Raw genomic sequence first — 21,433 nt, forward strand, 5'->3', positions numbered from 1 at the left:
CTTGTGCTTTAATATTTAGTGAATTAAAATTTTGAGGGTGAGCAAATGAATATATCCATGGAAATATCTACTCTAAAAGGAGTAGGACCAAAGCTTAGTGAAAAGCTTAATAGATGCGGAATTTTTACTATATATGATTTACTGCTATATTTCCCAAGAGATTATGAATTTATAAGAAGTGATATAGATTTTAATGAAATAGATGGTGAAGAAAAACAAATTTTAAGCTGTAGAGTAATAGGGTATGATAGAGATATAAAAACCAAAACAGGGAAAATTATAACAACAATAAAGTTTGATTATAAAGGACACATTGTTGTTGGAAAATGGTTCAATCAAAGATATATAAAAAATTCTTATAGATTAAATGAATCTTATGAGTTAGTTGGGAAATTTAAAAAAGTAGGTAACTTATTAGAAGTTATAAACCCTATTATCGGATGTAGAGATGCGAAGAAAAGTGAAATAATACCTAAATATCCTTTGAAAGGTGATTTAAGTGATAAAATAATTACTAAGCTTATAAATCAAATATTAGATGAGATAGTTATAACAGACAATTTACCAGAAATAATGCTAGAAAAGTATAATATGATAGGATTGGATAGAGCAATAAGAGAAATTCATTTTCCAAAAGATAAAAATGAATTAGATAAAGCACTAGTAAGATTAAAGTTTCAAGAGCTATTTACATATTCAATGAAACTTTTATTACTAAAAAATAATCTTAGAAACAAAAATGGGATTTCATTTTATTGGCATAAGCAATTGACGAATTTAAAAGAAGCATTACCATTTAAGTTAACAGAGGCACAGACTAAAGTTGTTAGAGAAATATTAAGAGATCAAAAAAGTAATTATCCAATGAATAGACTTGTTCAAGGTGATGTTGGTAGTGGTAAAACTATAGTTGCAATAATAGCAATGTTTAATGTTATAAAAAATGGATTTCAAGCATCTCTAATGGCTCCAACAGAAATACTTGCAAATCAACATTATAAAGAAACTTTGAAAATATTAGAAGCTTTTGATGTAGAAGTTGAATTATTAACTGGGAGTACTAGCTTAAAAGAAAAGAAACGAATAAAAGAGAGAATTTCCACAGGCGAACCGATTATAGTAATAGGAACACATGCATTAATACAAGAGGATGTAGATTTTACTAATTTAGGCCTTGTTATTACAGATGAGCAACATAGATTTGGCGTTGAGCAAAGAAATAAACTTATAAACAAAGGAAGACGACCAGATGTTTTAGTTATGACAGCAACCCCTATCCCTAGAACTTTAGCTTTATATATGTACTCAGACTTAGATGTTTCAATTATTGATAAGCTACCTCCAGGAAGAAAAAAGATAGCTACAAAATTCTATTCTGAAAATGATAGAATGTTAGCTTATAAATTAGCCTTAGATGAAATAAGAAAAGGAAGGCAAGTTTATATAGTTTGTCCATTAATCGAAGAAAATGAAAAAATGGAATTGAATTCAGTTGAAAAACTTTATGAAGAATTAAAAGACGATGTATTTAAAAATGTAAGTATAGAAATATTACATGGCAAAATGAAGCCGAAAGAAAAAGACGAACTTATAAATTTGTTTAAGGAAGATAAAATTAAAGTTATTATCTCAACTACTGTAATTGAAGTTGGAGTAAATGTACCAAATGCTTCAATGATGATAATAGAAAATTCGGAGAGATTTGGTTTAGCACAGCTTCATCAGCTAAGAGGAAGGGTAGGAAGAGGAGAGTATGAATCTTATTGTATTCTTATTGGAAATGCAAAAAATCAAAAAACAAAAAAAAGAATGGAAATAATGGTAGAATCAACAGATGGATTTTATATATCTGAGCAAGATTTAAAGCTCAGAGGAGCAGGTGAGATGTTTGGTATAAGACAAAGTGGAGATATAGGTCTTGTTCTTGCAGATATATATGAAGATATAGATATATTAAAATGTGCAAGATATGAAGCTAATAATTTAATTAGTTCTAATGAAATAGAACATGTAAAATTGTGTAGAGAAATATCAAATTCTATTGAAAGATATAGTCGATATATTTGTTTTAATTAAAAAAATTGTATATGAATAAATATTGTGATAAAATTGAAATGATAGTACCTAAGGAGGAAACTAAATGAGAATAATAGCAGGTAAAGCAAGAGGGAAAAAATTAATACCTCCAGCTACCATGGAAACTAGACCAACTTTAGACAGAGTAAAAGAAGCTATGTTTAGTATAATTCAAGGATACATACCGGATGCTGTGGCTATAGATGTGTTTGCAGGAACAGGAAGTCTTGGTTTAGAAGCAGCAAGCAGAGGGGCAAAGGAAGTTTATTTAATTGACAAAAGTAATACTACATTTCCTTTGTTAAAGCAAAATGTTAAGAGTTTAAAGTTTGAAGATTTCTGTGTTCCATTAAATATGGATTCATATGATGCTTTAAAGATGTTAAGCAATAAAGGAATAACTTTTGATATTATATTTATAGATCCACCTTATTGTAAGGAAATGATTCCAGAAGCAATCAAAATAGTAAAAGAAAATAATATGCTGAAGGAAAATGGAATAATAGTTACAAAAATAGATTCTATAGAGGAAATATACGAAGGATATAAAGATATAAAATTATTACAAAGTAGAAAATATGGAAATACAACAGTATGTTTTTATAAATATGAGGAGTAAATAAAAAGGTGATAGATATGAATATAGCAGTATATCCAGGGAGTTTCGATCCTATTACTAAAGGACATTTAGATATTATAACTAGAGGTTCTAAGATTTATGATAAACTTATAGTTGCAGTATTAGTAAATGTAGATAAAAAGTGTTTATTTAATATTGAAGAGAGAGTTGAGTTAATTAAAAAAGTTACTAAGAATTTAAAAAACGTAGAAGTATTAAGTTTTGAAGGATTATTAGTGGATTTTGCAAAGATACATAATTCAAAGGTTATATTAAAGGGCCTTAGAACAATATCAGATTTTGAATATGAATTTCAAATGGCACTTATGAATTCGAAATTAAATCCAGATATAGAGACGGTTTTTATGATGACTTCCTCAGCGTATTCTTATGTGAGTTCATCTTCAGTAAAGCAAGTTGCTAAATTTGGTGGAAATATTGAAGGGCTTGTACCTAACGAATTAATATCAGAAATTATAGATAAGTTTTAAATTGTTTTATCGAGGGGGAAAAGGTATGGAGAAGACAGAAGTTAATATAATAGAACTTTTGGAATATTTGGAAGAGCTTATAGAAACAGCACCTAAGGTACCTATAACAGGTAAAAGTGTAGTAGATAAAAAGGAATTTTTAGAAGTAATAGATCAAGTAATAAATTATCTTCCAGATCAATTAAAAAAAGCACAATGGGTAATGACTGAAAAAGATAGAATACTTGGAGATGCTCAAAAAGAGTATGAATCAACTAAAAGTGAAATTTTAGAAATGATGAAACAAAAAGTTGAAAATCATGATGTAGTGAAGGAAGCTAAAATAAGAGCTAATGAAATAATTGCCCTAGCACAAAGAGATGCTAAGGCAATTAGAATTGGATCTAGAGAGTATTCAACAGAAATTTTATCTCAATTAGATCGAGAAATTGAAGAAAAAAGAAATATTCTAATTGAAAATATGCAAAAATCCTTTGAAATAGCAGCAAAAGAGATAGATGAAAAACTAAGTAGCACAGGGTCAAAAATAAAGGAAAATATTTCAGAGTTAAGAGGAATGTAATTTCTTCTTAAAACTTTTTAGAGTTATAGATATTAATAGTGTTAATAGAAAAAACAATAGTATAGGAATAAAATATTTATAAAGTGTATAAATATTGTAATTTTCATTTGTAATAATATTTGAAGTTGGAACTGAGGTTAAAAGTATATTACTTGAAATAAAAGTTATTATAAAACTTAGTAATCCTTGTATAAACTTATAAAATATATATTTCTTCATATTAGGACTACTTTTACTTACTATAGAGCTTACTTGAGCTATAACAGATAAGCTTGAAAATGATAAAATAAAGCTCATCATGCTTAATTTTAAACTCATAGATATATTAGAATTAGAGATTAATTTACATCCATTTGTAAATTCAATACTTCCTAAAAAAAGATTATATAGCGTTCCAACAGGCAAGTTAATTAAGTCTTCTAAATATTTAAAAGCAATGCTTATATAAGTGTTGCTTTTTATTATACTTATTAGTACTGAAAATATTATAACAAAAGCTCCTACATTTATAGTTGTAGCAACTGCATTTTCAATGGAATTTTTTAGATTAATACCAAAGGGAAGCTCTTTATAAGTATTATTTAAATTTGAATAAGAAACTTTAAGTTTTAAGTTTCTTCTTGTTAAAAAACCTACAATAATTATAGAAAAATAATTAGCTATCAATAAAATATACCCGAGTTTTACATCATATAACATAGCAGTTGCAACTGCTCCTAAAATAAAAATTGGCCCTGCATTAGATGCTATATTTAAAAGTCTTTCATATTCACTTTTATGTATATATCCAAGCTCATAAATGTCAGAAGAGTATTTTGCTCCTAATGGATAACCACATATAAAACTTGCAGCCAAGGGAAAAGAGCAATTTCTAGAGAGACCTAGAGGTTTACAAATTAAAGGCCCAAGAATTTTAGAATAAAGGGTTATTCCATCATAGTAGATTAATAAGTTGCATATGACACTAAATGGAAAAATTGTTGGTAATATTGCTGTGATAACAAGTTTTGTACCATTTATAGCAGCTGAAATACTAACCTCTAGATTTATTACAAATATAATTATAAATATAGTAATTGCGAAACAAATAAGATAATTTTTCTTAATATCTAAAAGTTTTAAAAGTAATGCTACTAGAAAAAAAATTAAAAGCCATAAAATAAAAATACTAAACATAAAATTTACCTCCTATATAGTATTTATATGCCTATGGCTTTCTAATATTAACTTTTTATTATAGGTAACATTAAATAATCATTTAGTGGATTCACTTTATTATTTAATATTGAATATGCTTTAGTAGCTTGAATATCTAGATTTAAAAGAGGATTATTTATGTTTTTGGAAACCTTTGTTATAATGGGGATTTTTGATTTTTTCTTCATTTCCTTTAATATAAGACGACCGTTATCATTAAATCCAAGAACTTTAGCGTAAAGATTATCTGGATTTATTAAATCTTTAAAAGAATATCTATCTAAAGATAAAAATATCTGAGACATTAATCTAGAAATTTTGGTATAAGTATATCTTTTACTTTTTACTCTAAATATTAAATCTTCATAAGATGTGCTGTAATATATTTCTTTTAAGAATTTATTATCTAAGCCTTCTTTTATTTCAAAAAGATTGTTAAAATCTATACAATTTGTAATGAGTTTATATTTAATATATTCATACATATCTTTTTCAAAGACAAAAGGATAGTTTTTATCTTTTAAAGTGTATAACATATTTAATGAAACACTTGGAATATAATTTTTTAAATTATCTAAAGATAAATTGTTTTTAAGACTTTCTCTTATACTAGTAGCGGAAGAAAAGAGACTATTTAGTTCTTTATCATTATATTTAGCGCCTTCTCTTTTTAAAGTTAAAGGTTTAATTGAACTATTCAAAAGAATTAAAGCCTTTATATATTCTATTCCTAAGATATTATTTGAATTTGATAAAATTTCTTTCAAAGAGTCATCTTCTAAAATTTTTATTAAAGAAAGTTCTCGAGCCTTAGCATAAGTCATTCCTTTTTTTAGATTTTCTTTAATCTCTAACTTTAATTCATTAGATTCATCTGTTAATATTTTAGCAATTTTAGTTAATAAGTTGATATCTCCACATTCACTTCCAAAAAAAATGTTCTTGATTACATTAATTGAATCAAGAATATATACTGAACCTCTTGCAAAAAATTCAGCAGAAGATAAAGCATAAAAAGTTGGTAATTCTAAAACTAAATCAACTCCATTTAAAATAGCCATTTCAGCTCTTTTCCATTTATCTATTAATGCTGGCTCACCTCTTTGAACGAAGTTACCACTCATTATACAAACTATACCATCACAATTTGTTTCTCTTTTTGCAGAATCTAAATGGTAAAGATGACCATTGTGAAAAGGATTATACTCCGTTATTATTCCTGTTATATTCATAAATACACTCCTTAATGGGAAATATAAAATCATTATAACATAATAAAAATTTAATAAAAGACTAATATAAAGGAGAAGGATTACGGACAAGCAAAAGTATTCAGAATATTTATAATATAAAGAATTAAATCTTTCGTATATTTTTATGTTGAAAGTTATAGTTATTTAGGAGTATATTAATATATGAAGATGAGTCCGTATCTTTTTGAAAGGAGTAATTATTATGGAACTTATGAATAAATTATGGGATGCAGCAAAGGCTGATAAAAGAAGAATAGTTCTTCCAGAAGGTGATGAGGAAAGAACACTAGTTGCTGCACAAAGGATCGAAGAACTTGGTTTAGCTTATCCAGTTCTAGTTGGAGATAAAAACAAAATAAATGAAAAAGCAAAAGAACTAGGAGTGAACTTAGAAGGAATCGAAATAGTCGATCCAAACACTTCAGAAAGATTACAAACTTATGTTAATGAGTTTTATGAATTAAGAAAAAGTAAAGGAATGACTTTAGAAAAATCTGAAAAAATAGTAAGAGATCCATTGTATTTTGGAACTATGATGGTTAAATTAGATGATGCTGATGGAATGGTTTCTGGTGCTATACATACTACAGGAGATTTACTTAGACCGGGACTACAAATAATAAAAACTGCACCAGGAGTATCTGTTGTATCAAGTTTCTTCATAATGATGGTACCAGGCTCAAAATATGGAGAAGAAGGGATGCTTTTATTCTCAGACTGTGCAGTTAATCCGAACCCAACTTATGAGCAGTTAGCAGCAATAGCAATAGCTACAGCAGATACAGCTAAAAATCTTTGTAAGATAGAACCAAGAGTAGCTATGTTATCATTTTCAACAATGGGAAGCGCAGATCACGAAATGGTTGATAAAGTTAGAAAGGCTACAGAACTTGCAAAGGAATTAAGACCAGATTTATTAATAGATGGTGAGTTGCAATTAGATGCGGCTATAGTTGACAAGGTAGCATCTCAGAAAGCTCCAAATAGTGATGTGGCAGGTAAAGCTAATGTATTAATATTCCCAGATTTACAAAGTGGAAATATAGGATATAAGTTAGTTCAAAGATTTGCAAATGCAGAGGCTATAGGACCTATGTGCCAAGGTTTTGCAAAACCAATAAATGATTTATCAAGAGGATGTAGTTCTGATGATATAGTTAATGTTGTTGCATTAACTGCAGTTCAAGCACAATCTCAAAAATAATAACTGTTAGGAAGGAGTATAACAAATGAAAGTATTAGTAATTAATTGCGGTAGTTCATCGCTTAAATACCAATTAATAGATATGACTACTGAAGAGGCATTAGCTCAAGGGTTAGTGGAAAGAATAGGAATTGAAGGTTCAGTTTTAACTCAAAAGGTTGAAGGCAGAGATAAGTATATAGTTAAACAACCAATGGAGGATCATAAAGTTGCTATAAAGCTAGTTTTAGATACTTTAGTAGATAGTGAGCATGGAGTAATTTCATCAATGGATGAAATATCAGCAGTTGGACACAGAGTTGTTCATGGTGGAGAAAAGTATAAAAACTCAGTAATTGTTAATGAAGAAGTTAAAGAGTATATAAAACAATGCTTTAAATTAGCACCACTTCACAATCCTGCAAATATGATAGGAATAGAAGCTTGTGAAGAACTAATGCCAAATACTCCAATGGTAGTAGTATTTGACACTGCGTTTCATGGAACAATGCCAGAAGAATCATATTTATATGCACTTCCATATGATTTATATAAAAAGCATGGCATAAGAAAATATGGATTCCATGGGACTTCTCATAAATATGTTTCTCAAAAGGTGGCAGAAGTTATGGGAAGAGATATAAAAGACTTAAAGATAGTTACATGTCATTTAGGAAATGGTGCAAGTTTATGTGCTGTTAAAGATGGTGTTTCTATTGATACATCAATGGGCTTTACACCACTTGAAGGTGTTGCTATGGGAACAAGAAGTGGAAATATAGATCCTGCTATAGTAACTTTCTTAATGAAAGAAGAAGGTTTATCAATAGATGAGGTTAATGATTTACTAAATAAAAAATCAGGAGTTCTTGGAATATCAGGAATCAGTTCAGATTTTAGAGATATTGAAGATGCTGCTTTTAAAGAAGGCATACATAGAGCTAAATTAGCACTTTCTATATTTGAATATAAGGTAAGAGCTACAATTGGATCATACGCTGCTATTATGGGTGGAGTTGATGCTATTGTATTTACTGCTGGAGTTGGAGAAAATGGACCAGAAACTAGAGAATCAATCTTAAAAGGATTAGAATTCTTAGGTGTAGAAATAGATACTGAGAAAAATAATGTTAGAGGAAAATTAAGAGAAATATCAAAAGCTGATTGTAAGGTAAAAGCTTTTGTTATACCAACTAATGAAGAATTAGTTATTGCAAGAGATACTCTTGAATTAATTAAGTAATTTATAGAAATTGTAATATTCAATAGATATATTTTTGAGTGCATAATTATTAGTTAAGTAATTTACAATAAATTACTTGACTTTTAATGGTGCACTTTATATAATAAATTGTGTTTATTCGGCAAATATTTATCTAAGGAGTGAAATGAAGCTTTGCTCAAGCTATACACATAATGTGTATAATGTATCCTAAAGGATATGAGGACTTAGTCTAGAGCAAATACATATGATTATACAATTTTCAGACTTAATTTCATCTAAGAAAAGAAAAAAAGAAATAAATGTAACATATGAATTAGCTCCACTTTCTTTTGATGGAGATCAAATAGAAGCTATAGAAGCTATAAATTTAGTTGGAGATCTAATTTCTATTGGAGATGTTTTAACTTTAAAAGCTTCAATAAAGACAAAATTAAAATTAAACTGTTCAAGATGCCTAGAGGCCTTTATCTATCCAATAGATATTGATATAGAAGAAAGGTTTACAAATAATAAGGAACTTCAAGAAAATGAGGAAATTATTTTTGTAGATAGTGATACTTTAGATATTACTAAAATAGTTGAAAATGTTATTATTTCAACCTTACCTATTAAGAGACTTTGCACAGATGACTGTAAGGGACTTTGCTACCAATGCGGTAAAAATCTTAATGAAGGTTCTTGTCAATGTGAGACAAATGATGTAGACTTAAGACTGGCAAAGTTACAAGAGTTGTTTGGAAATAAGGAGGTGTAGTAATGGGAAATCCTGCTAGAAAAACATATAGAGCAAAGAGAAATTCAAGAAGAGCTCAAACTTTTAAGGCGAGCTTACCTGGAATAGTTGAGTGTCCACAATGTCACGAAATGAAGCTAGCTCACAGAGTTTGCAAGAATTGTGGCTTCTATAAAGGTAAAGAAGTAGTTGCTTCAGTAGAAGAATAAAGAAAGTCTAATGACTTTCTTTTCTTTATATATAAAGAAAAGGGGCGAATGGTATTATGAAGATAGCTATAGATGGCATGGGCGGAGATAATGCACCTAAGGCTGTAATAGAAGGTGTTATACAGGCTTTAAAGGAATACAAAGGAATAGAATATTATATAACTGGGCCTAAAGAGCAAATAGAAGAAGAGCTAAAGAAATACCAATATGATGAAAAGCTAATTAATATAGTTGATGCAAGAGAAGTTATTTCTCCAAATGAACATCCAGTAATGGCTTTAAAGAAGAAAAAAGATTCAAGTATATGCAAAGCATTAAGACTTGTAAAAGAAAAGGAATGTGATGCAATTATATCAGGAGGTAGTACAGGGGCATTTTTGGCTGGCTGTACACTTATAGTTGGAAGAATAAAGGGCGTAGAAAGACCAGCACTTGCTCCAATTATGCCAGGTAGAAATGGTAGCTTTATGATAGTAGATGCTGGGGCAAATGTAGATTGTAAGCCTAACTATTTATTACAATTTGCTAAGATGGGCAAGGTGTATTATCAAGGAGTATTGGGCAAAGCAGAACCTTCAATAGGGCTAGTTAATATAGGAGCAGAAGAAGAAAAGGGTAATGAGTTAACTAAAAATGCTCACAAGCTATTAAAAGAAGAAATTAGTTTGAATTTTGTTGGCAACGTAGAACCAAGAGATACATCAAAAGGTGATGTAAATGTTTTAGTTTGCGATGGTTTTGTAGGAAATACTTTGTTAAAAATGTATGAAGGTGTAGCTTCAACATTATTAGGAATGATAAAAGAAGAGATTTTATCTGGAGGAATAATGAGAAAAGTTGGTGCAGGTCTTTTAAGTCCTGTTTTTAAAGCATTAAAAACAAAATTTGATTATAAAGAATATGGTGGAGCACCATTTTTAGGCGTTGAAGGTATTTGTATAAAAGCTCATGGAAGCTCAGATGGAAAGGCTTTTAAAAATGCTATAAGACAAACAAAAACTTTTTATGAGAATAAAGTATTAGAAAAAATAAAAGAAGAACTTCAAAATAATATATAATTATACCAATATGCATATTGACTAGATAAATAATATATAATATTATCTAAATGATGTATGTAGGAGGTGAATTAGATGTTTGAAAAAGTTAGAGAAATAATAGCTGAGAAATTAAGCATTAACGAAGATGATATAACAATGGACTCTTCATTCGTTGAAGATTTAAATGCAGATTCATTAGATTTAGTTGAACTTATGATGGCTTTAGAAGATGAATTAGACACAGAAATCCCAGATGAAGAAGCAGAAAACTTTAAAACTGTTGGAGATGTAGTTAAGTATTTAAAGAATCATGTTGAAGAGTAGTATAATCCCGCTTTAATGCGGGATTTTATATTTAAAAATTATGATATAATTTGGTTTATTCTTGAATTTGCTCTATTAAAGATATTTTGTTAAAAAGCAAATTGAAGAATAAACTTCAAGGAGTGTATAAAATGGCGAAGTTTAATATAAAAGAAGTTGAGGAAAATATAGGACTAACCTTTAATGAGCCTACTCTTTTAAAGGTTGCATTAACTCATAGTTCTTATGCTAATCAACATAAAGATCAAGAATATAATGAAAGGTTTGAATTTCTAGGAGATTCAATACTACAGTTATGTATTACTGAATATTTATTTTTAAATTATAAAAACAAAAGTGAAGGTGAATTAACAAAAATAAGAAGCTTAATAGTTTGTGAAAATTCACTTTATGAAATTGGTAAAAAATTAAATTTAGGATATTTTATAAGGATAAGTAGAGGAGAAGAGCTAACGGGGGGAAGAGAAAGAGTATCTATAATAGCAGATGCCGTAGAAGCTTTAATTGCAGGAATTTATTTAGATAAGGGCCTTGAATTTGTTAAGGATTATATAATAGGTCATTTTAAAGAAATAATAGATAAAGCAATTAATAATAGTATAGTGTTAGACTATAAAACAAAACTTCAAGAAGAAATGCAAAAATCAGGCGAAGTATCAATAGTATATGAATTGCTTAAGTATGAAGGACCTCCTCATAGAAGAAAATTCTTTACTTCAGTTATAATAGAAGATAAGGAATATGGTAAAGGTGAAGGATATAGTAAAAAAGAATCAGAACAAAATGCAGCTAAAGAGGCACTACGAGCTTTGGAGGAATCTAATGAGTAAAAAGCATTATATAATACCTATATTTGTATCTCATCAGGGCTGTCCCCATCAATGTGTATTTTGTAATCAAGATAAAATAGCTAGAGCTGTTAATAAAGAAGTGACAGATGAAGATGTAAGAAAGACAGTAGAAGAGTATATTAAAACAATAGACCATAATAATTCAACTATTGAAATATCTTTTTTTGGAGGAACATTTACAGCAATAGATATAAATAAACAAAAGGAATTATTATCTGTTGCAAAAGAATATAAGGAAAAAGGTTATATAGATAAAATTAGAATGTCTACAAGACCTGATGCAATAAATAAATACATATTAGATTACTTAAAAGAATATAAAGTAGATATAATTGAGCTAGGAGTTCAATCATTGAATGATGAAGTATTAAGGTTATCTGGAAGAGGTCATAGTTCAGAAGATGTGAAAAGAGCTTCTAGGCTTATAAAAGAATATAAAATTACATTAGGGCATCAAATAATGCCAGGATTACCAGGAGATAATTTTGAAAAGGATATTGAAACTGTAAAAAAATCAATAGAAATGGAACCAGATATATGTAGAATATACCCATCATTAGTGATAAAAGATACACCTATGGAAGAAATGTATAAAAGAGGAGAGTATACTCCATATTCCTTAGAAGAAGCTGTTTGTGTATCTAAAGAATTATACAAATTATATAAAGAGGCAAATGTTAATATAATTAGGATTGGTCTTCAACCAACAGAAAATATTACTTGGGGCAAAGATATTATAGATGGACCTTTCCATCCAGCTTTTAGAGAGTTAGTGGAAGGCAGCTTGCTTTGTGATAAAATAAAATCATCTATAAATAGAGATGAAGATATTATAATAGAAATAAATTCAAAGGATTTAAGCAAGCTTTACGCAAATAAGAAAGTGTATTTTAATAACTTAAAATATAATCATAATGGGAAACTAGCAGTTACTACCAAAGATAAGATAAACAGAGGGAATGTTAATATTATCGTACTAAAAAGAATAGAAAAGGTTAGTATATAAGGTAGGCAAGATTTTGCCTACCTTATTATTGATATTTTACTATCTTTACTATAAACTTAAATAAGAATAGGAGTGGTAATTATGAAAAAACAAACGAGACAAAAAATGATATATATAATTACTATAATTTTAGCAATCATGTTTTCAATGAGTCTATTAGTATCATTGATATAGATAAGGAGTGCATCTATGTTTTTAAAATCCATAGAAATAAGAGGGTTTAAATCTTTTGCAGACAAGACCCAATTAAAGTTTAAAAAGGGAGTAACAGCAGTAGTAGGACCAAATGGTAGTGGGAAAAGTAATATATCTGATTCAGTTCGTTGGGTTCTTGGAGAACAAAGTGTAAAAACCCTTAGGGGTGGGAAAATGGAAGATGTCATTTTTGCAGGAACTCAATTTAGAAAACCGGTTGGACTAGCTCAGGTTTCACTTACGTTAGATAACTCAGATAATTCATTAGATACTGATTACTCTGAAGTAACAGTAACAAGGAGAATATTTAGATCTGGAGAAACCGAATATTTAATAAATAATCAAAAGTGTAGATTAAAAGATATTAATAGCTTGTTTATGGATACAGGAATAGGCAAGGAAGGATACTCGCTTATTGGACAAGGTAAAATAGAAGCTATATTAAGTGGAAAAGCAGAAGATAGGAGAGCCTTACTAGAAGAAGCAGCAGGTATAGTTAAATTTAAGTCAAGAAAAGAGGAAGCAGAAAGAAAACTAGCCAATACAGAAAATAATTTAATTAGGATAAGAGATATAATCTCAACTTATGAAGAAAGAATTGAGCCATTAAAAGTAGAAAGAGAAAAGGCTTTAAAGTACAAACTTCTAGCAGAAGATCTTAAAGTTAAAGAAGTTTCTGTTTTAGTTGATAATATAAAAAGAATAGATAAAGATATTAATAACATAAGTGAAGAAATAAGTAATAAAAAATGTGACATAGAAACTAAAAGAAATAAATTAAAAATATATAAAGAAGAAGTTTTAGATTTAGAAGTAAAAATAGAAGAATTAGAGAATAAAAATAGTCAAGAAAAAAGTGAATATTATATTAAAAAGGAGGAAGTAAATCAAAGTCTAAATAATATAGAAATACTTAAAGAAAGAATTAAAAATCTAGAAGAAATAATAGAAAAAGATTTAGAGGAAATAAAGAATTTAGAAGATAATTTAGAAGATTCTAGAAAAGAAAAAGAGAATATAGCTAAAGAACTTGAGGAAAAAATACAGGAGCAACTTCAAAAAGAAAATGATATTAAGAGGTTGGAAAATGAAATATATGATTTAAAAAAAGAAATTCAAAGAATAGAAAGAGAAATAGAGTATTTCAAAAATGAAGAATTTGAGTTATTAAGAAAGATTTCAGAAACCAATAATAGTATTTCTTTATTAAATAAAGAAATACTAAATAAAGAAGAGTTAGGATTAAATGGTGAGAATACTTTAAAGACTTTAGAAGGAAATATAAGTATTAACTTAGCCACAATTATAGGATTAAGAAAAAATATAGAAGAAACTCAAAAAGAAAGAGAAAATTTAAGAAATATTATAATTGAAAATAAGAAAAGGCTTTCAAGTTTAATTGGCGATATAACAAAAAAAGAAAATATTATAAGGGAAATATCTAAAAACATAAATACTTTAGAAGGGAAATTAACCACTTTAAAAGACTTAGAAAAAAGCTATGAAGGTTATCAACTCTCTGTAAAAAGATTAATGGAAAGAATAGAAAATGGACAAATAGCATATGGAAAAGGTACTAAGGTGTTGGGTGAAGTATTTAGTGTCAACAAGGAATATGAAACTGCTATAGAGATATCTTTAGGGGGAGCTATTTCAAATATAATAACTGATGATGAAAATACTGCAAAGCTGTTAATAGAGTATCTCAAGAAAAATTCTTTAGGACGAGCAACTTTTTTACCTTTAAATATTATTAAGGGAAATAGATTAAATATATCTAATAATATAAAAGACATTTCAGGTTTTTTAGGACTAGCATCTGATTTGATTAGTTTTGATAGTAAATTTAAAGAAGTAATTGATTATTCATTAGGTAAAACAATAATTGCTAAAGATATGGAATCTGCTTTAAAGATATCAAGGATTGGTAATTATAAGCTTAAGATAGTTACATTAGATGGAGAGGTAATTAGCCCTGGTGGAGCTCTTACGGGAGGAAGTATTTATAAGAAAAACAATTCAAGTATATTAGGAAGAAGAAGAGAACTTCAAGAGTTGCAAAAAAGTATAATGGAAAGTAAAGATAGATACTCTTTAGAATATGATTATTTAAATAAGATAAAAGAAGAAGCAAAATTAATAGATGAGGAAAATTTAAATAAAAGTGATGAAGTTCATGGGAAGACAATTGATATAACAAGATTTGAAAGTGAAATAAAGTCCTTGGAAAATGAAGGAGTTAAACTTAGAAATTCTTTTGAAGTTTCAAAAAAAGAAATTTCTTTAAACAATGAAAATTTAAATAAATTAAAAGAAGAAATAAAAAATAAAGAGGAATCATTAAAAAATCTAGAGATAAATAATAAAAAAAATAGAGATAATATTTTATCTTATGAAGATTTATTAAAAGAAAAGAAAGAGAAGTTTGATAAATTAAAAGATGAATCTATACAAATTAAAATAAACAAGGCAGCATTAGATGAAGTTGTTTATGGAAAAGAATCTGAGCTTAAAAGAAAAGAAAAAGAAGAGAGAGAAAAAGAAGAAAAAATATTGAAGTTTAAATTAGAAAACAAAGAAAGAGAAAGTACTATAATTTCTTTAAGAAATCAAATAGATAAAGATATAAATTTAATTAATGAAATTAATAATAGATTAAATAATCTTGAGAATATATTTAAATCTGACGATATTAAAAGAATAACTTTAAAAGATAAGTTAAAAATAAGAGATGGGGAAGCTAATGAGTTAATAGAAATATTAAGAGTATTAGAAAATGAATTAAGTAAAAGAGAAATATCATATGCTAAAATAGAAAGTGAAAGAGAAAATAATTATAAGAGGTTAAATGAAGAGCTAAGTTTAACTTTAGCAGAAGCTATAGAAATTGCATTAGAGATAGAGAATGTTTCAAAAGTTAGAGATGAAATATTTAAATTAAAGTCTCAAATCACAGCTCTTGGAACCGTAAATCTAGCGGCAATTGTAGAATATGAAGAAGTTTGTGAAAAATATGAATTTATGTCATCGCAAGAAGAAGATTTAAATAAAGCAAAAGATGAACTTACGACAGTTATTAATGAAATGACTACAAAAATGCAAGAGCTTTTTAGAAAAAATTTTAAAGTACTTAATGCAAACTTTAACGAAACTTTTAAAGATTTATTTAAAGGAGGAACAGCAGAACTTATTTTAGGTGAAGGTGATGAACTTACAGCTAATATAGAAATAAATGTTCAGCCACCAGGTAAAAAACTTCAAAATATAAATCTAATGTCAGGTGGAGAAAAAGTACTTTCAGCAATTGCATTATTATTTGCGATATTGAAAATGAAGCCAACACCATTTTGTATATTAGATGAAATTGAAGCAGCTTTAGATGATGCAAATGTATATAGGTATGCAGAATTCTTGAAACAATTCTCTGAAAATATTCAATTCATAGTAATTACTCATAGAAAAGGAACTATGGAAGCAAGTGATATTATGTATGGAGTAACTATGGAGGAAAAAGGAGTATCAAAGGTAGTTTCAGTTGACTTAAGTAAAGATAATTAGGAGGTAAATTATGGATATATTTGGAAAAATATTTGATAATTTAAAATCAGGACTTTCAAAGACTAAAAATGCTTTAACTGATAAAATAAATGAAACATTAAAATTAGCTATTACTATAGACGAGGACTTATATGAAGAACTAGAAGAAATTTTAGTTATGTCTGATATAGGAATGGATACAACAATAGAAATTATAGATAGATTAAAAGCAAAGATAAGAAAAGAAAAAATTAATGACCCAAATGAAGTTTATCCAGCATTAAAATCTGTAATAAGAGATATTCTTTTAGAAGGTACAGAAGAAAAAGAAGAAAGTAAAACTAGTGATAAAGAAATATTATTAGTTATAGGTGTAAACGGAGTAGGTAAGACTACTTCAATAGGAAAACTTGCAGCAAAAAACAAGCAAGAAGGTAAAAAAGTGTTACTTGCAGCGGCAGATACATTTAGAGCAGCTGCTATAGATCAATTGGAAGTATGGAGCCAAAGGGCAGGAGTTGATATAATAAAACATATGGAAGGTTCTGATCCAGCGGCGGTAGTTTTTGATGCTGTAAATGCAGCAAAGTCAAGAAATATAGATTTATTAATATGCGATACAGCAGGAAGACTTCATAACAAGAAAAATCTTATGGATGAGTTATCAAAAATAGGTAGAATAATAGATAGAGAATTTAGTAATGCGCACAAAGAAACCTTATTGGTTTTAGATGCAACAACAGGACAAAATGCAGTAGTTCAAGCAAAACAATTTATGGAGGCTTGCCCTATAGATGGTATAATATTAACTAAATTAGATGGAACTGCAAAGGGTGGAGTTGTAATTTCTATTAAAAATACATTAAATATACCTGTTAGATATATAGGCGTAGGAGAAGGAATAGAAGATCTTCAAGAATTTGATGCAGAAGGATTTGCAGAAGCACTGTTCTAGAAAGAAGAATGTAAAATGAAAAGTGTAAAATTAAGGCGGAAATTCAGCTTTTGCTGAATTTCATTAAAATCTATAACTTAGCAAAGTTAAGTTATTTCCTTAATTCTACATTCTACATTTTCAATTTTAAATTTTTTGTAGGGTGTTAAGTAAAAATACTTGACAGCATAGAATTGTTTTGTTAAAATCTCTTTTGTGGGTAAGGTGATGAAATGGAAGATAGGGTTGAGATTTCATTATTAATGGATTTATACGGTTCATTACTAACAGAAAAACAGTATAAAATTATGGAGCTTTATTATAATGAGGATTTATCCTTAGCTGAAATTGCTGAATTGAATAACACAAGTCGTCAAGCGATCCATGATTTAATAAAGAGATGTTATAAACAGTTTCTATCCTATGAAAGTAAACTTAATTTACTTAAAAAAAGTTTTAGTCAAGAAAAGATAATTATAAGTTTTCTTGAAGAAATAAAAGATAAATATTCAATTTCTGAAGAGGACTATAATAAATATAAAAGTATATTAAAAGATTTATAAAATCATAGGAGGGTTTAACGTGGCTTTTGAAGGTTTATCAGATAAATTGCAGGAAGCTTTCAAAAAGCTTAAGGGCAAAGGAAAGCTAACTGAAAAAGATATAAAAGAGGCCATGAGAGAAGTAAAACTTGCGTTACTTGAAGCTGATGTTAACTTTAAAGTTGTTAAAAAGTTTATTTCAAGTGTCAGTGAAAAGTGTGTTGGAAATGAGGTTTTAGAAAGCTTAACTCCAGCTCAACAAGTTATAAAAATTGTTAACGATGAACTTACTGATCTTATGGGAGGTAGTGAAAGCAAATTAGAATTTAACTCTGTAGGTCCAACAATAATAATGATGGTTGGCTTGCAAGGAGCAGGTAAAACTACTATGAGTGGAAAGCTTGCATTACAACTTAGAAAACAAAATAAGAGACCTCTTCTAGTAGCATGTGATATATATAGACCAGCAGCTATTAAACAATTAGAGGTAGTTGGAAAGCAAATAGATATTCCGGTTTTCCAAATGGGAGATAAAGTTAATCCTGTTGATATTGCTAAAGCCGGTATAGTTCATGCTAGGGAAAATGGGAATAATGTAATAATAATAGATACAGCTGGTAGACTTCATATAGATGAAAATCTTATGGGAGAACTTAAATCTATAAAGGAAGAAGTAAAACCTCAAGAAATATTACTTGTAGTAGATGCAATGACAGGCCAAGATGCTGTAAATGTTGCAGAAAGTTTTAATGATTCCTTAGATGTATCAGGAGTTATATTAACAAAGCTAGATGGTGATACAAGAGGTGGAGCCGCTTTATCAATTAGACATATTACTGAAAAACCAATTAAGTTTATTGGTGTAGGTGAAAAAATGAGTGATTTTGAAGTTTTCTATCCAGATAGAATGGCTTCAAGAATATTAGGAATGGGAGATGTTCTTTCGCTAATAGAAAAAGCTCAGCAAGCCTTTGACGATAAAGAAGCACAAGAATTAAGTTCAAAAATGATGGAAAATGATTTTACTTATGAAGATTATTTGACAGCTATGGAACAAATGAAAAAGCTTGGGTCTTTAAGCAAAATAATGGAAATGCTTCCTGGAATGCCAAAGGAAATGAAGGATATAGATTTTGATGCTGGTGAAAAACAATTAGGTAGAGTAAAAGCTATAATCCACTCAATGACTCCAAAAGAAAGAAGAAATCCAAAGCTAATAGCTGGATCATCTTCAAGAAAAAAGAGAATTGCTAAGGGTTCAGGAACATCATTGCAAGAAGTTAATAAACTCATTAAGGGCTTTGATATGATGAGAAAGCAAATGAAACAAATGAAATCATTTCAAAAGAAATCTAAAAAAGGTTTTTTTGGTAAATTACCTTTTATGAGTTAATATAAAAATACACACTTTAAAAGGAGGTGAAATACATGGCAGTAAAAATCAGATTAAGAAGAATGGGTGCTAAAAAAGCTCCTTTCTATAGAATAGTAGTTGCTGATTCAAGAGCACCAAGAGATGGTAGATTCATCGAAGAAATAGGATATTACAATCCTTTAACTGAACCAGCTGAAGTTAAAATCAATGAAGAAAAAGCTACTAAATGGGTACAAAATGGAGCTCAACCTACAGATGTAGTTAAGAGACTTTTTGCTCAAGCAGGATTAAATAAGTAATTTTTAGGAGGTGAACTCTGTAATTAATGTAATTACAGGTGTTTATGAAGGAATTAATTGAAATTATAGCTAAATCTCTTGTAGAGAATCCAAATGAAGTTCATGTAAATGAAATCCAAGGAGAGCAATCAATTATTCTGGAACTAAAGGTTGCTCCTGCAGATATGGGAAAAGTAATTGGTAAGCAGGGAAGAATAGCTAAAGCTATTAGAACTGTTATAAAAGCAGCAGCAATGAAAGAAGACAAAAAAGTAGTAGTTGAAATTATTGATGTAAAGAGTTAGGGTAATCCTAACTCTTTTTAAACATACAATTACTATAAATAAAGACATAGATAAATAAATTAATTGTAGTATTTCTAATGTATCTACTAAGGATTATAGAAATATTAGAAATATTAAATATACTGAGTTTAAAGTAGTGTTTTAACTTTAGTATATATGGACAATACTAAGCTAAATAGATAAATTAAAATAAATAATTTAATAAAAAGAGGTGCAAAAAATGAGGGATATTTTAAGAGTTGGAAAAATAGTAAATACTCATGGATTAAAAGGAGAAGTAAAAGTTATAGCTTTAACTGATGATCCCAAAAGATATAATGATTTAGATTTTGTATTAATAGATGGAGTAGAAAGAAAAATTCAAGGTTGTAAATTTCAAAAAGATAGGGTAATAGTGAAAATAGAAGGAATTGATTCTATAGAAGAAGCAGAAAAATATAAAAATAAATATATGGAAATTCCAAGAGAATATGCAGTTCCATTAGAAGAAGATACATATTATATTGCAGATATAATAGGATGTAATGTTTATGATACAAGTGGTAAATCTTTGGGGGAAGTTTATGATGTAATACAAACAAAGAATAATGATGTTTATTGGATAAGAAAACCTAAAGAATTATTAATTCCTGTATTATTAGAAATTGTTACAGATATAAATATAGATAATAGAAAAATAATAATTAAACCAGTAGGAGAATGGCAAGATGAGGATTAATATTCTTACATTATTTCCTGAAATGTTTGATATATTTAATCACAGTATAATAGGGAAAGCTAAAGAAAAAAAACTTGTAGAAATAGATGCAATAAATATAAGGGATTTTACATTGAGTAGGCATAAAAAAGTAGATGATTATCCTTATGGTGGAGGAGCTGGAATGGTAATGACTCCTCAACCATTAGTAGATTCTATAAGATATTGTAAAAAAAATAATAAAGGGAAAGTTATTTTTTTAGGCCCTAGAGGTAAAACTTTTAATCAAGATATTGCTAAAGAGTTATCTAAAGAAGATGAACTAATATTTATATGTGGTCATTATGAAGGAATTGATGAAAGAGTATATAAACATATAGATTTAGAAATATCATTAGGAGATTTTATATTAACTGGTGGTGAAATGGCAGCTGTTCCTGTGATAGATTCAATTTTAAGGTTAAAAAATGGTGTTTTAGGTAAAGAAGAAAGTTATATGGATGAATCATTTTCAGATGGATTACTTGAGTATCCACAATATACAAGACCAGAAGAATTTGAAGGAGATAAAGTACCAGAAGTACTACTTTCGGGTCATCATGAAAATATAAGAAAATGGAGAAGAGCTCAAGCTCTAATAATAACTAAAAGAAAAAGAAAAGATTTATATGATAAAATACTTCTGACTAAAGAAGATAAAAAAATACTAGAAAAATACAAATAAATTATTGAAATATAACATAACTTATGTTAAAATAACCTTTGTGTTAGTACGGGCGGTCCTCTGTCAAGTATTTGTTA

General features: G+C 28.3%; 22 protein-coding genes. 20 read left to right on the forward strand and 2 right to left on the reverse strand.

The window, feature by feature from the left end:
• The first annotated feature begins 45 nt into the window (after positions 1-45).
• The 4 genes from recG to AAT22_RS06230 all read left to right on the forward strand — a co-directional run bounded on the left by recG (position 46) and on the right by AAT22_RS06230 (position 3,748).
• Positions 46-2,076 carry an ATP-dependent DNA helicase RecG gene (gene recG / locus AAT22_RS06215; protein WP_047000602.1) on the forward strand — a complete coding sequence of 677 codons (2,031 nt, stop codon included), beginning with the start codon at positions 46-48 and terminating at the stop codon, positions 2,074-2,076.
• Between the two features lie 64 nt (positions 2,077-2,140).
• Positions 2,141-2,695: a 16S rRNA (guanine(966)-N(2))-methyltransferase RsmD gene (gene rsmD / locus AAT22_RS06220; protein ID WP_016206410.1), complete on the forward strand. Its 555-nt coding sequence runs from the start codon at positions 2,141-2,143 to the stop codon at positions 2,693-2,695.
• 17 nt (positions 2,696-2,712) lie between these two features.
• Positions 2,713-3,186: a pantetheine-phosphate adenylyltransferase gene (gene coaD, locus AAT22_RS06225; RefSeq protein WP_016206409.1), complete on the forward strand. Its 474-nt coding sequence runs from the start codon at positions 2,713-2,715 to the stop codon at positions 3,184-3,186.
• A 25-nt stretch (positions 3,187-3,211) separates the two neighbouring features.
• Positions 3,212-3,748: a hypothetical protein gene (locus AAT22_RS06230; protein WP_016206408.1), complete on the forward strand. Its 537-nt coding sequence runs from the start codon at positions 3,212-3,214 to the stop codon at positions 3,746-3,748.
• On the opposite strand, the gene ylbJ is transcribed toward AAT22_RS06230, so the two are convergent.
• Complete coding sequence (ylbJ, locus tag AAT22_RS06235; RefSeq protein WP_047000603.1) at positions 3,734-4,924, reverse strand: sporulation integral membrane protein YlbJ; 1,191 nt, start codon at positions 4,922-4,924, stop codon at positions 3,734-3,736. The two genes, AAT22_RS06230 and ylbJ, sit on opposite strands and share 15 nt — an antisense overlap.
• Positions 4,925-4,971: 47 nt before the next feature.
• Positions 4,972-6,177, reverse strand: coding sequence for a nucleotidyltransferase (locus AAT22_RS06240; RefSeq protein ID WP_084820725.1), 1,206 nt, complete (start codon positions 6,175-6,177; stop codon positions 4,972-4,974).
• Between the two features lie 223 nt (positions 6,178-6,400).
• Here AAT22_RS06240 and pta point away from each other — a divergent pair, with 223 nt between their 5' ends.
• The 16 genes from pta (at position 6,401) to trmD (ending at position 21,356) form a co-directional block, all read left to right on the forward strand.
• Positions 6,401-7,402 carry a phosphate acetyltransferase gene (pta, locus tag AAT22_RS06245; protein WP_016206405.1) on the forward strand — a complete coding sequence of 334 codons (1,002 nt, stop codon included), beginning with the start codon at positions 6,401-6,403 and terminating at the stop codon, positions 7,400-7,402.
• 25 nt (positions 7,403-7,427) lie between these two features.
• Entirely contained in the window at positions 7,428-8,624 is a 1,197-nt protein-coding gene (locus AAT22_RS06250; protein WP_016206404.1) for an acetate kinase, read from the forward strand.
• Positions 8,625-8,850: 226 nt separating this feature from the next.
• Positions 8,851-9,360, forward strand: a complete 510-nt coding sequence (locus tag AAT22_RS06255; RefSeq protein ID WP_016206403.1) for a DUF177 domain-containing protein — start codon at positions 8,851-8,853, stop codon at positions 9,358-9,360.
• A gap of 2 nt (positions 9,361-9,362) precedes the next feature.
• Positions 9,363-9,548 (forward strand): 50S ribosomal protein L32, encoded by a 186-nt coding sequence (rpmF, locus tag AAT22_RS06260; protein ID WP_008678357.1) that lies wholly within the window; start codon positions 9,363-9,365, stop codon positions 9,546-9,548.
• Positions 9,549-9,604: 56 nt separating this feature from the next.
• Positions 9,605-10,606, forward strand: a complete 1,002-nt coding sequence (plsX, locus tag AAT22_RS06265) for a phosphate acyltransferase PlsX (RefSeq protein WP_016206402.1) — start codon at positions 9,605-9,607, stop codon at positions 10,604-10,606.
• A 75-nt stretch (positions 10,607-10,681) separates the two neighbouring features.
• Positions 10,682-10,912 (forward strand): acyl carrier protein, encoded by a 231-nt coding sequence (acpP, locus tag AAT22_RS06270; protein ID WP_016206401.1) that lies wholly within the window; start codon positions 10,682-10,684, stop codon positions 10,910-10,912.
• A gap of 131 nt (positions 10,913-11,043) precedes the next feature.
• A complete protein-coding gene (rnc, locus tag AAT22_RS06275; protein WP_016206400.1) occupies positions 11,044-11,742 on the forward strand; it encodes a ribonuclease III in 699 nt (232 codons plus the stop codon).
• Positions 11,735-12,769, forward strand: a complete 1,035-nt coding sequence (locus tag AAT22_RS06280; RefSeq protein ID WP_047000605.1) for a radical SAM protein — start codon at positions 11,735-11,737, stop codon at positions 12,767-12,769. Before rnc ends, AAT22_RS06280 begins: the two co-directional genes overlap by 8 nt.
• A gap of 189 nt (positions 12,770-12,958) precedes the next feature.
• Positions 12,959-16,522: a chromosome segregation protein SMC gene (smc, locus tag AAT22_RS06285; protein ID WP_047000606.1), complete on the forward strand. Its 3,564-nt coding sequence runs from the start codon at positions 12,959-12,961 to the stop codon at positions 16,520-16,522.
• A gap of 16 nt (positions 16,523-16,538) precedes the next feature.
• Positions 16,539-17,456, forward strand: a complete 918-nt coding sequence (gene ftsY / locus AAT22_RS06290; RefSeq protein WP_040436528.1) for a signal recognition particle-docking protein FtsY — start codon at positions 16,539-16,541, stop codon at positions 17,454-17,456.
• 212 nt (positions 17,457-17,668) lie between these two features.
• Positions 17,669-17,998 (forward strand): putative DNA-binding protein, encoded by a 330-nt coding sequence (locus tag AAT22_RS06295; protein ID WP_016206397.1) that lies wholly within the window; start codon positions 17,669-17,671, stop codon positions 17,996-17,998.
• A 19-nt stretch (positions 17,999-18,017) separates the two neighbouring features.
• Positions 18,018-19,370, forward strand: a complete 1,353-nt coding sequence (gene ffh / locus AAT22_RS06300; protein WP_016206396.1) for a signal recognition particle protein — start codon at positions 18,018-18,020, stop codon at positions 19,368-19,370.
• 35 nt (positions 19,371-19,405) lie between these two features.
• The gene (gene rpsP / locus AAT22_RS06305) at positions 19,406-19,651 is read left to right on the forward strand and encodes a 30S ribosomal protein S16 (RefSeq protein WP_008678375.1); all 246 of its coding nucleotides are present in this window, start codon (positions 19,406-19,408) and stop codon (positions 19,649-19,651) included.
• 44 nt (positions 19,652-19,695) lie between these two features.
• Positions 19,696-19,935: a KH domain-containing protein gene (locus tag AAT22_RS06310; protein WP_016206395.1), complete on the forward strand. Its 240-nt coding sequence runs from the start codon at positions 19,696-19,698 to the stop codon at positions 19,933-19,935.
• Positions 19,936-20,155: 220 nt separating this feature from the next.
• The gene (gene rimM / locus AAT22_RS06315; protein WP_016206394.1) at positions 20,156-20,653 is read left to right on the forward strand and encodes a ribosome maturation factor RimM; all 498 of its coding nucleotides are present in this window, start codon (positions 20,156-20,158) and stop codon (positions 20,651-20,653) included.
• On the forward strand, positions 20,643-21,356 hold the full coding sequence (trmD, locus tag AAT22_RS06320) for a tRNA (guanosine(37)-N1)-methyltransferase TrmD (RefSeq protein ID WP_016206393.1): 714 nt from the start codon (positions 20,643-20,645) through the stop codon (positions 21,354-21,356). Before rimM ends, trmD begins: the two co-directional genes overlap by 11 nt.
• Positions 21,357-21,433: the final 77 nt, after the last annotated feature.

It is taken from the genome of Clostridium sp. C8 (assembly GCF_001010885.1).
Taxonomy (GTDB): domain Bacteria; phylum Bacillota; class Clostridia; order Clostridiales; family Clostridiaceae; genus Clostridium; species Clostridium sartagoforme.